Source organism: Dokdonia ponticola (assembly GCF_042653865.1).
Classification (GTDB): domain Bacteria; phylum Bacteroidota; class Bacteroidia; order Flavobacteriales; family Flavobacteriaceae; genus Dokdonia; species Dokdonia ponticola.
In genome coordinates, this window is the sequence record NZ_JBHSFV010000002.1 from 135,182 (window position 1) to 148,746 (window position 13,565).

At 34.1% G+C, this 13,565-nt stretch carries 15 protein-coding genes; 2 read left to right on the forward strand and 13 right to left on the reverse strand.

Translation table 11 applies throughout. The features are described from left to right. Window positions 1–54 precede the first annotated feature (54 nt). Window positions 55–1,119, reverse strand: coding sequence for a vWA domain-containing protein (locus ACFO3O_RS04625; protein WP_379977369.1), 1,065 nt, complete (start codon window positions 1,117–1,119; stop codon window positions 55–57). Between the two features lie 70 nt (window positions 1,120–1,189). On the opposite strand from ACFO3O_RS04625, the gene ACFO3O_RS04630 reads away from it, so the two are divergent. Further along, the gene (locus ACFO3O_RS04630; RefSeq protein WP_379977370.1) at window positions 1,190–1,357 is read left to right on the forward strand and encodes a hypothetical protein; all 168 of its coding nucleotides are present in this window, start codon (window positions 1,190–1,192) and stop codon (window positions 1,355–1,357) included. 44 nt (window positions 1,358–1,401) lie between these two features. Here ACFO3O_RS04630 and ACFO3O_RS04635 read toward each other — a convergent pair whose 3' ends face one another. The 7 genes from ACFO3O_RS04635 to ACFO3O_RS04665 form a co-directional block, all read right to left on the reverse strand. After that, complete coding sequence (locus ACFO3O_RS04635; protein WP_379977371.1) at window positions 1,402–1,785, reverse strand: response regulator transcription factor; 384 nt, start codon at window positions 1,783–1,785, stop codon at window positions 1,402–1,404. A 130-nt stretch (window positions 1,786–1,915) separates the two neighbouring features. Next, window positions 1,916–2,332 carry a hypothetical protein gene (locus ACFO3O_RS04640; RefSeq protein WP_379977372.1) on the reverse strand — a complete coding sequence of 139 codons (417 nt, stop codon included), beginning with the start codon at window positions 2,330–2,332 and terminating at the stop codon, window positions 1,916–1,918. Between the two features lie 229 nt (window positions 2,333–2,561). Beyond that, on the reverse strand, window positions 2,562–3,236 hold the full coding sequence (locus ACFO3O_RS04645) for a response regulator (RefSeq protein WP_379977373.1): 675 nt from the start codon (window positions 3,234–3,236) through the stop codon (window positions 2,562–2,564). Window positions 3,237–3,397: 161 nt separating this feature from the next. Next, window positions 3,398–5,173 carry an ATP-binding protein gene (locus ACFO3O_RS04650; protein ID WP_379977375.1) on the reverse strand — a complete coding sequence of 592 codons (1,776 nt, stop codon included), beginning with the start codon at window positions 5,171–5,173 and terminating at the stop codon, window positions 3,398–3,400. A 29-nt stretch (window positions 5,174–5,202) separates the two neighbouring features. Next, window positions 5,203–5,649 carry a hypothetical protein gene (locus ACFO3O_RS04655; protein WP_379977376.1) on the reverse strand — a complete coding sequence of 149 codons (447 nt, stop codon included), beginning with the start codon at window positions 5,647–5,649 and terminating at the stop codon, window positions 5,203–5,205. Window positions 5,650–5,664: 15 nt separating this feature from the next. Beyond that, window positions 5,665–6,870: a hypothetical protein gene (locus ACFO3O_RS04660; protein ID WP_379977377.1), complete on the reverse strand. Its 1,206-nt coding sequence runs from the start codon at window positions 6,868–6,870 to the stop codon at window positions 5,665–5,667. A gap of 234 nt (window positions 6,871–7,104) precedes the next feature. After that, window positions 7,105–7,293, reverse strand: coding sequence for a hypothetical protein (locus ACFO3O_RS04665; protein WP_379977378.1), 189 nt, complete (start codon window positions 7,291–7,293; stop codon window positions 7,105–7,107). 328 nt (window positions 7,294–7,621) lie between these two features. Here ACFO3O_RS04665 and ACFO3O_RS04670 point away from each other — a divergent pair, with 328 nt between their 5' ends. Continuing rightward, window positions 7,622–8,008: a pyrophosphohydrolase domain-containing protein gene (locus tag ACFO3O_RS04670; RefSeq protein ID WP_379977379.1), complete on the forward strand. Its 387-nt coding sequence runs from the start codon at window positions 7,622–7,624 to the stop codon at window positions 8,006–8,008. A gap of 305 nt (window positions 8,009–8,313) precedes the next feature. On the opposite strand, the gene ACFO3O_RS04675 is transcribed toward ACFO3O_RS04670, so the two are convergent. The 5 genes from ACFO3O_RS04675 to ACFO3O_RS04695 form a co-directional block, all read right to left on the reverse strand. Continuing rightward, the gene (locus ACFO3O_RS04675; RefSeq protein ID WP_379977380.1) at window positions 8,314–9,477 is read right to left on the reverse strand and encodes a TolB-like translocation protein; all 1,164 of its coding nucleotides are present in this window, start codon (window positions 9,475–9,477) and stop codon (window positions 8,314–8,316) included. A gap of 136 nt (window positions 9,478–9,613) precedes the next feature. Further along, entirely contained in the window at window positions 9,614–10,126 is a 513-nt protein-coding gene (locus tag ACFO3O_RS04680) for an OmpH/Skp family outer membrane protein (protein WP_379977381.1), read from the reverse strand. 76 nt (window positions 10,127–10,202) lie between these two features. Next, complete coding sequence (locus ACFO3O_RS04685; RefSeq protein WP_379977382.1) at window positions 10,203–10,442, reverse strand: hypothetical protein; 240 nt, start codon at window positions 10,440–10,442, stop codon at window positions 10,203–10,205. After that, window positions 10,442–11,785, reverse strand: a complete 1,344-nt coding sequence (purB, locus tag ACFO3O_RS04690; protein ID WP_379977383.1) for an adenylosuccinate lyase — start codon at window positions 11,783–11,785, stop codon at window positions 10,442–10,444. The genes ACFO3O_RS04685 and purB overlap by 1 nt, the downstream gene beginning before the upstream one ends. A gap of 187 nt (window positions 11,786–11,972) precedes the next feature. Continuing rightward, window positions 11,973–13,415 carry a Kelch repeat-containing protein gene (locus ACFO3O_RS04695; RefSeq protein ID WP_379977384.1) on the reverse strand — a complete coding sequence of 481 codons (1,443 nt, stop codon included), beginning with the start codon at window positions 13,413–13,415 and terminating at the stop codon, window positions 11,973–11,975. Window positions 13,416–13,565: the final 150 nt, after the last annotated feature.

Sequence of the window (13,565 nt, forward strand, 5' to 3'; positions counted from 1 at the left end):
ATACTATCAAAAAAGCCCCAACTTGGGGCTTTTTTAATGGCTAATTATTCGATTTTAATTGATCTGATTTAAATCAACTAAAAAACGGTACGTTTTTGGTCCATTAAAAGGCGCATTGTTTGTATCATATATCAAATCATAAACAGCCCCTACAGAATTTGAAAATACAGTAAAGACTTCATTTAATTCATCAATAGAGCTTGGTTTTGAAAAATTACCATTGATAGCTAATTCTGTCAAGGCTTGATCATTTACTTCGTCTGCATTTCCAACAAACCCCACGGTATAACTTCTAATTTCTGATGCGTTAAGTGCATCAATTACGATGGATCTATCACTGTTTTGAGGATCAAATTGAAAGTTATTTGCCCCATCTGTAAATGTTATTAACCCTTGCCCTCTAGCGTTAGAATTTTGTAAAATATGTATGCCTTCAAGCATTGCTTCATATAATGCTGTTTCATTTTGATTTTCTAAAATGTATAGTCCACCTCCTAGCTCTTGGTCATTATATTCTGTGTTTTGCGATATGAATTGTTGTAATTCAAATTGATTAGAAGATAGTTGCTCAACAATATGACCTCTAGAAAATTTTACAATAGCAACTTTTGCATTCATATTATTATTAAATATTTGGCTTAAAACACTTATGGCACTAATTTTAATATCTTGCAGATTTTGACCTAAGGATGAACTTACATCAAGCACAAGAACAATGTCTAAGCTTTTTGAAGGCTCAAAATCTAAAAAGTTTTCACTGTCTTGTTGCCATTCGTTTTCATCAAACCTTTGACTTATGATGTTGTCTATTTCAAAGACATTTTCTCCTTGAATAAAAGTTACACCAGAAAATTCAAAATTAAATCTAGAACCATCGATTGTAAAAGTTACTTCATTTTCTATTTGTATTGGACCGGAAGTTAAAGATTCATCTAATTCAAGATTCTGATTAGTTCCATCATTACTAAAATCGGCATAAATGATAGCGTCAGAATTTGGGTTGTCTGATGTAATATCATCGGTGTCGTCACATGGACCAATAATTCCTAAAAAACATCCATCATCACAAGAAACAAAAAGAGTGACGATGAGTAAGAAAAAAGTGAATTTTAACTTCATAACTATATAATTTTATAGTTCAAAACTATGGATAGATCAAAAGCTAAAGAATACCCCTTACTAGGTATTTATGAGTAAAACACTGTTATTAATCTCAGACAAACATATACAAAAGGAGAGTATTTATACACTTTCTTTAGTAATAGACACAGAAAAATCAACGCTTAGTAAGACCCAAGAAATTGTAATAGTAAGTGATACTTCTATTTCCATAAGGGCATCTCATTTTAATGCCTAAAATACTGCTTGCATGCCCTCCAAAACATACCTTGTTGTAGGTATTTAACGTTCCTTGTTTTTGAGGAGATATTGGGTCGCTATTTTCTGTAAAGAGCCTGTGCCAGAAAGCTGTAGTTTTTTAATGATGTTTTTGCGGTGGGTACTTACCGTCGCTTCACTAATGTCTAGCATGGTGGCAATTTCCCTAGAAGAGAAATCCAATCCGATAAGAGTAAATATTTGATTCTGTCTAGGAGACAATACACTAGAAAAGGCTTCTTGTTTACTATATATTTTAATCAGAAGAATGATCTTGTCAATCAGCTCAGGAGTATCTGAAATTGTTCTGTAGGCTGTAATTATTTCTAAGGTTTGACTTGTAGGTATTTTTTGTTGTTGTAAGCAAGCATTCTCAATGATCGCTATGATTTTTCGGGACGTATTCATAGGTTAAAATTACCCAGATTTCCATCGTTTTAAAATACCCATCAGTAGGTATTTCTATAAAAGTACAGTTAAAATAAAAGCGAAATACCTATTTAGACACCTCGCTTTTAGAATGATAGTTTCTTCTTCTTTACTTGAGAATTCCTTTGGCAAAATAGCCCCAATCTGTATTTCCGTCTATTTCATCAGATTTATTAGACACATGTCGCATGTGGAAAACAGATAATTCACTTTCAGACGACCAAGAGATAGAAAACATTTGTGTTTCTGTCCAAACTCCTCCTTTGTTTACCCAGAAATAGTTTAAATGTTCACCATATCCTTTACTATTTTGGACCTCAAACTGTCTGTCTTTGATTAAATCACCATCCTCATCTTCGGTAACTGAATACACGTTATTACCTTCAATAAATAGGGTGAGCGAATATTTTTCTCCATTTTCTTTTTCCATAATTCCTTTCCAGAGACCGTCAAAATCTCGATCCTGAGAAAATCCTTGAACTATTGAGAACATAATAAATACGGCAAGTAGCATTGTTTTTTTCATGGTTGTTAGGGGTTTTTACTTGTTAAAAATAGTAGTAATGGTTTGCTTAGAAAAATACCTTTTAGCAGGGACTTTACGTCTTCAAGATACTATTTTTATGGAAAAGCTATAGTTTGATAACAAATGAGAGGTAGAGACTACCGTACTGCTATGAAATTATAATTACCGTAAAATACATTTAAAACATTGGTTATACATAAAATAAAAAATAGTGTAAAGATATAAGATGTTAGAAATCATACTTCTTTTCTATGGCATATTTAAGCAGTTCGCCTTTGCCACTTAAACCAAGTTTACGCATCATGTTTTTGCGATGTTTTTCTACGGTTGAAACGGCTGTAAAGCGAACATCAGCAATTTCTGAAGAGGTTTTGTTATGAGCGATCAATTTTAAAATTTCTCGTTCGCTTTTGGATAATAACGATTTGGTTTTTTTCGCTTTCGTACTTCGACCTCGCTCAGTATGAACTCCAGCTTGGTCATCAAGAACACCTTCATGATCAAATAGCCGCTGATTGATACCAGTATCATAATACATCTTGCCTTGCATGACGGTATGAATCGCATTTAAAAGCTCCTCTAGCGGACTGTTTTTCAGGATATAGCCTTTGGCGCCTGCGTCTCGCATTTGGATGACCGCCTCATCCTGATCAAACATAGAGAAGGCGATGACTTTGATATGTGGAAATTCTTTAGTAATGATTTTGGTGGTCTCAATGCCATCTAATTTAGGCATTCGAATGTCCATAATGACCACTTTCGGTTGTTTAAGGCGAACAATATCCAACAGTTTTTGCCCATCATTGGAAGTGCCTATAATCGAAATTCCCTCTTCGTATTTTAAGAGTAATTCAATTCCGTCGATAAGCGACTGATGGTCTTCGGCAATGGCTACGGTGATCATTTTTTTGTGTTTAAAAGTTTATGCGTTTAAAAGTTTTGATGGTCGTATCTCATTATATCATTGATTCATTACTCCATTTCATCATTATTTAATTACTCCATTATCTCATTAAATCATTATACCATTAAATCGTTATCTCATTCCTCCATTATTTCATAAAATCATTGTATAGGAATATCAATGCTCACACTTGTCCCACGTCCTTGTGCGCTATCGACTTCCATGGTGCCTTCTAAATGCTCAACACGGCGTTCGATACTCCCTAATCCCATGCCGTCTTTTTCTTCTAATTTACCCACTTTAAAGCCTTTCCCGTTGTCCTCGACCATGATGTTGAGTTCGTTATCGTGTTGGGTAAGGGAGATCGTGGCTTCGGTGGCTTGGGCGTGTTTGACAATATTGGTCACCAGCTCTTGGATGATTCTAAAAATAGTAATTTCTAACTCGTTAGGGATTCTATTTTCCAATCCAAAATCTTGGACGTCTATCGCCAATTGATTGGTCGCTGAGACTGTTCGCGCCAACTTCTCCACAGCCGGTAAGAGTCCTTCTTTTGCCATGACTCCACTATTGCTTTTATGCGAAATCCCACGGACTTTCTCGTAGGTTTCATTAATCAGCAGGTTTGCTTTTTGTAATAAGGCTTTCGGATTTTCTACTTTATCGAGGTTGCGCTCCAAGTTTTCGACTTGCATCCGCACCGTAGCAAGTGTACTTCCTATATTATCATGTAATTCTCCTGCAAGGCGTAGGCGTTCTTTTTCTTGCCCAGATACCATCGCATTAATGGTTTCCAGTTCTTTTTCTTTCAGGATGGTTTCGGTCTTCTGTATTTGGAGTTCGCGATCCTGCTCTGCAATGCGTTGTTTACGTTTGGTGTTGCGGTATACGAGAAAGGCGATGATGGAGCCGAGGAGGAGGAAAGCACCTAGTCCATAAGTAATGGTTTGTGAGCGTTTGTTTTTTACTTCTAGTTCAAGATTTTCTTTTTCTTGTTCTAGTATTATTTTTTCTTTTTCAGCATTCTGAAATTTTGCCTCTAATTCATTAATATCTTTTAATTGCTTAAATCTGTTTAATGAATCAGACATTTGAGTAAAGCGCTTGAATTGTAGAGCTGCATTCTTGTAGTCTAATTTTCTTAGGTAGACATCAGCTATGTTCTCTATATAGATAAGTTTTGTTGAACTTACCTCTTGATTTAAAGGAATACTGTCAGCTTTATAAAAGTATTCTAGTGCTAAATCATATTGAATGTTGTCTCTGTAAAATGTTCCAAAATTATTATATAAATATGATAAATTAAGACTGTCTTTAACATGAATGTTCAATTTTTCCATTTGACGATAATAATATAGAGTAGAATCTTTATTACCCAATAAATTATGAATAGACCCCATATTTATTTGACAAGCTCTCATTTTAGCATATAGATTAGCTTGATTAGCAATATTATACATTTCTTTCAGTATTGATAATGTATTATGATAATCCCCTTTCTTATAAGCATTATTCATATAATAATACTTACAATAATATAAATGTTCTGGTAATTGTGTTTTTTGAGATATTTTACAGTTTTCTTTTATTAAGCTAATTGGTTTTATTGGGTGTTTTGTAGTTGATGATATTACATCATATAAGAGATCATTAATTTTAAATTCTAATTCTAAATCATTTGTATTAGTAATCAACGATTTACTTTTTAATAAAATATCGTATGATTTTGAATTTTCATCTCGATAGTATAATAGTTTGCCAAATGAATAATAGAGTCTAGCTTTTTGATGACTATCAAAATTCACTACATCAAGTTGTTCTATATATTCTTTTGCAAAGTCAAGATCCCTTGACTCTATTAGAGAATCAATTTTTTCAAGTTGTAATTCTTGGGAATGTATAGTCCTGACTGAAATTAATTCAATCAGGATTATCATTATTATGTATTTATTTTTCAAATATATAATCAGGCTTTAATAATTATCGTCCCATCTTTACTATCTGGAGTCCCTCCTGAAAATTGACAATTATAATTACCGGGAGGAGTAGTACAGATAAGGTTACTTTCTTTAAATAAAAATAAGAATTGATCTCCACTTTGATTAAACTTAACTTTATTTTGAAAGTTAAAACTTTTTTCACTTTTGATTTGTGTTCCTCTAGTAGATATGTGTATAACCAAATAATCTGGTGTTGAAGGATATTCATTAATACATCTTTGGATATGACATATTTCATATTTTATTAAACTAGTAGGTAAATTGATTAATTTTAAATCTACACTTTCAATATTGGAGACTGCATCCCATTTAAATATTGCATATAATTTAATCTCAAAATCATTATAGAGAATAAACTCTTTAGTTTCTTTAGAGTTTAAAGTTCTTTCTTGTCTAATTGGTTGTCTTGGCATAATTTTATTTTTTAATTAAAGAATATTATTACTTAGTTTAAATATGTTGATTAATGTGGTCTGAGTAAAACCTGATATTTTATCAACATAGATTTCTTGTTTTTGATTAAATTCATTGTTGAATATTTTTAAGATGTTGTTAGCAATTGAAAAACTTTTAATGTGTTTAACTTCCTCTTTTTCATTAAAAGATACTCTTTCTATAGTTACTCCGAAATTTAGTGCAACTACTTTCCGTTGCTTATTTTTATCTTCTGTAATTACGATTGATCCAGAATCCCCATAATCTGTATTATGTTTTATTAAGATTTGGTTTTTATATATTTTCCATCCATTCGGAGTATTACTATCAATATGTCTAATAGTAGCATTGGTAGATATAATTTTGGAATTATAAATATTAGATATTTCATCTGGGAAAGTTGCAAATCCATTATGAGTAACTTTCATACCTATACTTGGTTCTTGTATCTGTAAATTTGATGTAGACTTAAAATGGCTTTCTGGAATATTTTCGCATAATTTAATAATGGCTACTTCCCTATATTTGTCATCTGATGTCCAAAATAAATGACCTAATAATTTATGGTTATCATTATATATTGGATCACCTAATTTTGCATTTTCGTAATCGAAAAGATGTTGATTAGTTATGCCAAAATAATCTTTAGGAAAACTGAGTAATTTGAAAGTAGAACCTAAAGTTGCTTGTTTAGAAAACTTGTTTTTTATTAAATAACTTCTTCTAATTGGGCTTTTTTCAGCTAAGAATTGTCTATCAATATTATTTGAACCATAAGTTATCTTATAAGAAATTTTTGATACATCAGATTTTAAATCATGAGATTTATTTATTCTTTCTTGAAATAAAAGAAGACTTGATTTATTAGTTTGATTGTGATAGTCTCGAATTTTAAAAAAATCTTCTATTTTGTACGAGTTTAATTTGATAATATTTCTTAATTTATGTAGATATTCAGATGGGACAGGAAAGTACTTTGGTATTTCATCATTTTTAAATAATCCAAAGTATACCTCAAACTCATCAATTTCTCTTGGTTTTACACAATCCTTGTATTTATAATTAATTCCAATATCAATTGTATATCCTTTTTTATATTCCACTACTGCTATGTATATTACGTATGGACATCTTAATATATAATTTTCATAATACTCTAATACTTCATTTGCTTGTTCTATACTTGTATAACTTTTCATTCTAAAGTGATTGTATTAATTTTTTTAGCTGGTTTAATTGGATAAATTTTTTAAATTTCTACCCTCCAAACATACCCCCATCATCTCCACTAAAACATACCCACTACTGGGTATATTGTATTAATATTTCCTGAAAATCAGTAAAATACAGGAAATATTCCCTCAACAAGCTAGACAAATGCTATGAGCACAGAAAATAAAATCGATAAGAAGCGGTAAATAAACGGTAAAGCGTTAGCCTTTAAGGGTATACTTAATAACGAAGAGTAAAATAATAAAGCCTATAAAACCTACCAAGACCCATTTGGCACCTTTATATTGTTTGGTATGAAGCCTAGCATCTTTACGATAGGAATAGATCATAAAAGCTACAAAAGCAATCACAAAGAAAATCACAAAAATAAGCTGACCTGTACTAAACATTTTTTGGTATTTTAGAGACTTCAAAAATACGACATAGCGCGTATATTTACGAATGAATTATTAGTGAAACTCTATTTTGAAAAGCCTGAAGGGCGAATTTAAAATTGTTAGTAGAACTAATGCCGCTTTTTAGCGGGATCAATACCTTGATACTTGAATTATTATTTGGGTTCAGGATTTACATTTTTATTAATAAGATGTCCGTCAGAATTTTTGCACTTCGACAAGCTCAGTGTGACATTCAGCGTAACTGGTGTACGGGCATGAAAAAGGGATACCCGCCGGAGTTTATGCTGAGCGTAGATGAAGTGCGGGCAAATAATAAAATATGAAAGACAAAATAGCTGCTGTATATGCGTTTCATAGCGCATTTGGATTAGGAATCGAAAAAAAACCGACCGCTCAACTGACAAAAGAGAGAAATTTACTTCGTTTTAATCTCATGAAAGAAGAAAATGAAGAATACCTCGAAGCTGCCAATGACGGAGATCTCGTCGAAGTGGCAGATGCGCTTGGGGATATGCTGTATATTCTATGCGGTACGATCATCGAGCATGGAATGCAAGATAAAATCGAGGAGGTTTTTAACGAAATCCAACGAAGTAACATGAGCAAACTCGGTGCTGACGGGAAACCTATCTATCGCGAAGATGGGAAAGTACTCAAAGGGCCTCATTATTTTAAACCAAATATTAAGGAGATTCTTGAGAAGTAGCGATTAGCTGGTGGCTGTTAGTCGTTAGCTATTGTCGTTGGTCATTGGTTTGATTTTCGCTGGCGCGAAATGATGTTTGGTGGTTGGTCGATAGTTTGTTCTTTTCGCTGGCGCAAATTGATGTTTTGTCATCATCTCGACGGTAGGAGAGATCGCACAGAGAGCTACGCTGGTTTTAATACTTTCTGTTATATGATTTCTTATAGCTTGTACCTTGTTACTTCATTATGTCAACATACTCATACAATACCTTCTTACGAATAATTATTTTTTAATCAGGTTCTCTGTATCGTAATTGGGTATAACTATTCTTCGACGGTGATTTTAAGGGTGTCGCTTGTTTTGTTTGAATATGCATCGATAGCTGTAAATGTGAACTCAAACGCTCCAATTTCTGTGGGATGCATTACTAAAATCCTTTTTTCCTTATCAAATGTTGCCCAATCCACGTTTTTACTCTCAAAAAGGAGGTCTAATTTCTCGTTATCTATATCCTTAAAATAATCAGCAGGGATGGCTATGGTCGTTTCGGCACCTACCTTGATGGTTTTTTCTGGGATCGGTCGATATACAAAGGGTTTAAATACCTGCTGTGTGTTGACCCAATAAATATCTGATTCGATCATAGCTGACTCCTTAAAAGTCATTTTGGTATAGAATAGGAACTTGTTGTCTATACTCACAAAGGGTCTTCTTTCCCATAATAAGGTTGTAATCGGTATATCTAATGGGCTTGGTGAGGTCCAATTCTTATCGGAATCTTGGTAACTAATGAATAAATCAGGACTATTCGTTGTCGTAGTAAAACGGCTAAAAATAAGATAACGCTCATCTGGAGCGATAAAAATACTTTCTTCATCTCGTTCTGAACTTATAGCATCGATACGTTCAATATTGGTGTATGCGGTATCATTAGGTGATGAAGTGTATATATCAGCTAACCCGTTCTCACCTCTATTTGAAGACACATACAGTGTTCGATCTAATGTCATACACGCCGAAGCTTCTCTAGCTAAGGAACTGATAGGCATTTTTAATTTTTTGGGGTTTGCCCAGATGTTTTGATCCTTATCTAGTGTCCAAATGTCAGTGATGTAATTAGTTGCAGTGGTTTTGTTTTTTGCATACAATAACGATGTTCCATCGGGTGTGAAATAGGGGAGGAATACACTTTCTCCTTGTAGCGGTTCAAAAACAGTTGGCTTCGACCAAGTATTGGAATGTTTTTTAGCATGATATATGATTCCGCTAAAATCATTTGTATCCAATATTCCAAAGGCTACTTCTTTTGTGTCTGGTGTAAATGAAATTCCATGTTCTAATCTGCCTTTTATTGAAATCACATCTGGGGCAAAAATCACAGGCGTAGTATCTGGAACTGTGTATCCATAGGTGTTAACAGATTCGGTTGCCGATTGGCAACAGATCAGTAAGAGTGTCAAAAGAAGTGGGAATATTTTTTTTCTCATGAGGTGTTTGGGTTGCGGTAGTTGCCTTCATAAAGTAAGACAAAATAGCTCTCTAAAATACGAATCTCTTAGTATCATTCCACAAAAAATGCCATTCGATGTGAATGGCATTTTATATAAAATTATAGTTGAAAAATTACTCGATCGTAATTCCCATTTTAGCAAGTGTTTTAACAGTAATATCATGCGCAGGATCAATATACGCAAGGTTGTTGTTATTTCCTATGTTTAGGATTTGCGTGTATCCTAACTCTTTAGCTACGATAGCGACATTATCACCTATTTTTTTGTAAAGAGGTCTTAAAAGCTCTTCTTGCTTTAATTGCACTAATTGCGTTCCGTTGTTACGAAATTTTGCAATGTCATTCTCTAATCCGCCTAGTTCTTCTTGTTTTGCCGTCTTTTCAGCAGGCGTCATTCCTTCAAAAGCAGCTTCTGCAGCTTTATACACTTTGTCGTAATTTGCAAGTTTGTCAGATAGTTGTTTTTCAAGATCTTTATTGTAGACTTTAAGGGCTTCTTGAGCCGTCGTTAATTCTGGCATTTTAGATAAGATAAAATCGGCATCTACGGTACCTACTTTTGTAGTTTGTGCAAATGTTGTTGTTGCAAACAAGGCAACAAATGCGATAAGAATCATTTTCTTCATGGTATGTTGTTTATTATTTTTTTAAGCTTTGCGGATGCAAATATATGGGATCGAAACCAATATCTGTGCCGAACTATTATTTTTCAGTATATACTTGTCCTCGGTGGGGTTTTAAAGCGTCTCTTACGGGTTTCATTTCGTCTTCCTTTACCACAAGATATGCGATCGTATGGTGTTCGCTAAGTTCTTCTACTCCTGTGATTTGTGTGGTTAACGCTTTCGCGAAAGCATACTCTTTCAGATGCTTTTCATGATGAATAGCCGTTTGTGCAGCCCCAGGGCCTCTAAAATCCCAAATGAGTTTTAACAGTCTCATTAAATTCCGGTATAATTATCTGGTGTAATCGCTTTTAATTCTGCTTTAATGCCTTCACTGACAGCCAAAGTATCTATAAATGTCGCAATTGATTCTTGTGTGATACGTTCATTTACACGTGTTAAATCTTTAAGCGCTTCATACGGATTTGGATAGGACTCCCGACGAAGGATGGTTTGAATCGCTTCGGCAACTACCGCCCAGTTATTTTCTAAATCAGCTGCTATTTTTTGTTCGTTAAGGAGTAATTTATTTAATCCTTTAAGTGTAGATAGTAATCCTATGATGGTATGTCCAATAGGAACGCCTATATTTCTTAAAACGGTACTATCGGTAAGATCGCGTTGCAATCTTGAGATCGGGAGTTTTGCCGATAGGTGTTCAAAAATAGCATTGGCAATCCCCAGATTTCCCTCGCTATTTTCAAAATCGATTGGATTTACTTTATGTGGCATCGCGCTAGAACCTACTTCGCCTTCTTTTATTTTCTGCTTAAAGTAGTCCATTGAAATATAGGTCCAGAAATCACGATTCAAATCAATGATAATGGTATTGATGCGTTTTAATCCATCAAATAATGCCGCCATATGATCGTAATGTTCGATCTGTGTGGTTGGGAAAGAGTAGTGTAATTTTAAGGTATCGTGAACAAAGTCATGCCCAAACTTCTTCCAATCAATCATTGGATAGGCCACTTTATGCGCATTAAAGTTTCCGGTAGCGCCTCCAAATTTGGCCGCACTTGGAATATCATTTAATAAATTCAGTTGCTCTTCTATACGTACGACAAAGACTTCGATTTCTTTTCCTAAGCGAGTAGGAGAAGCAGGTTGTCCATGGGTACGTGCTAATAGAGATACAGAGGTCCATTCATCTACAAGCTGTTTTAAGTGATCGACTACTTCTAGTAATTGTGGAATATAGACATTGTTTACAGCATCTTTTAAACTCATCGGAATGGCTGTGTTATTAATGTCTTGCGAGGTGAGTCCAAAATGGATAAACTCTTTGTATTCGGCCAGTTCTAAATCGTCAAATTTTCTTTTGATGAAATATTCGACAGCCTTTACGTCATGGTTGGTGATCTTCTCTATATCCTTAATCGCTTGCGCGTCTTCGGTGGTAAAGTCGAGATAAATTTCGCGTAAAGCGATATAATGATGCTTATCTATACTTTCTAATTGTGGTAAGGGGAGTTCACAAAGCGCAATGAAGTATTCTATTTCTACCTTAACGCGGTATTTGATAAGCGCCTCTTCTGAAAAGAAAGGTACAAGCGACTCCGTTTTTGATGCATAACGCCCGTCAATAGGGGAGATGGCTTGTAATGGTGACAACGACATAAGATGTAGTTTTAAATAAGCGGCAAAGATAAAAAATCCCTACAGGTACTACAACTATTATTAAGTAATTAAAAAGGAGGTTGTACGATGAACCTCCTTTTTTATACTAACTGTGACTAATTTTAATGACTACACATCGTCTGAGTATAGTTTTTTTAATAAAATGACTATCAGATAAAATCTTTGGCTATTCATTTAACGTGGCTTTATACACACGATTGATATAGCCATCTGGTGCTCCAAGATTTTCTGAGGTAATAAAATAGGCGATGTTACCAACTACTTGCAAGTGTACAAGGCGTTTGTTGTCTAAAACAGCTCCCACATTTAGTGTGATTTCTTGAAAGCTATTGTCAATGGTATTAAAGGCGCCTAGATATGGATTCAAATCATCAAATTGACCATCATTATTAGTATCTATAGGTTGTAACCCCCCCACGTAAATAATATTTTCTACCATAGATGTGTAGGTTTCTCTGAGATTTACAGGAATAGTTATTTGTTCTTGAGCTCCTGTGTCTATATTATAAGTATATACACTATTAGATCCTGCGTCTGACGAAGAAGGGGTATCCCAACCTCCAAACATGTATAATACTTGATCTACAATTTCTCCATCCATATCATTTAAAGATACAGGAAGCGTTGCTATATCTTGAAAAGTAGCATTGCCCATATTCCAAGTGCTAATCGCGGTTTCACTACCGTTTACAAGTCCTCCAAACAGATAGGCTGTATCATCTAAAGAAGCGGTCCCATTACTCACAGCAGCATTATCAACCAGTGTGTAAGGAAAAACACCTAGAAAATCATAGTCCATATTTTCAAAATGATTACCACCCATACTCACGATTTGGTTTTCTAAAAATTCAATATTTTTTGTAGCAAAGTCTTGTTGTGTAAACGTAAAGGAAGAAACAGCATCTGATGTCAAATCATATTTGAACGCTTGTTGTGCTCCAAGACCTGCTAAATCATTTCTATTGGTCAGATAGATACTATTTTGAGATTGTGATACTTTAAATCCTACACGAAAAATTCCTGTATCAAAACTAAATAGTTCTTGAGGAGTTGATAAGGTTGTTGGAATTTGCACAAAATCAGCAGCATTTTTTGGAGTTAGATTTACACTTAAATCTGTTTGTCCATCTGGTTGTATCAGATTGATAGTACTTATGTCTATATTTTCAGCAAGTTGTAGCGTAATATTACTTTGATTAAGACTTAACGCTCCCGTGTCAGGATTTACGGTCACTTGATAGGTGACAGACGATTCATTTGTATCTGAGAAAAACTCTTGAAATGTATCGACATTTATGTTCATTCCAAATCCTTTTTTCCAGATCATGCTAATAGCATCATTTTCTAATATGAATGTAAATTCATCATCTCTTGTATTGTATTCATCTACAAAAGCAGGAGAAGTACCATTATTTAGAACCACAAATCCTTCATCTATTTTCCAAGTTTTAGAACTTCCACCTGTAAGTCGTTGTATAATGGTTTCTACGTCTACGGTTTCACTTACGGGAGGTGGAGGCGTAATTGTATTATCCTCATCATTACTGCAACTATAAAAATTACTTATGATGAGGAATAGGCTTGCGATATAAATACATGATTTTTTCATAATGTATGTTGTTTTATGTTATAGTTATTGGGTATGCTTTACCGTTTCACTCTCCTTACAGTCGTGAACCTGCCTGCCGGCAGGCAGGTCTTGCGAGCTCGATTTCGTACTTCGACAAGCTCAGTATAAACTTCTTCGTCTTTTTATTCC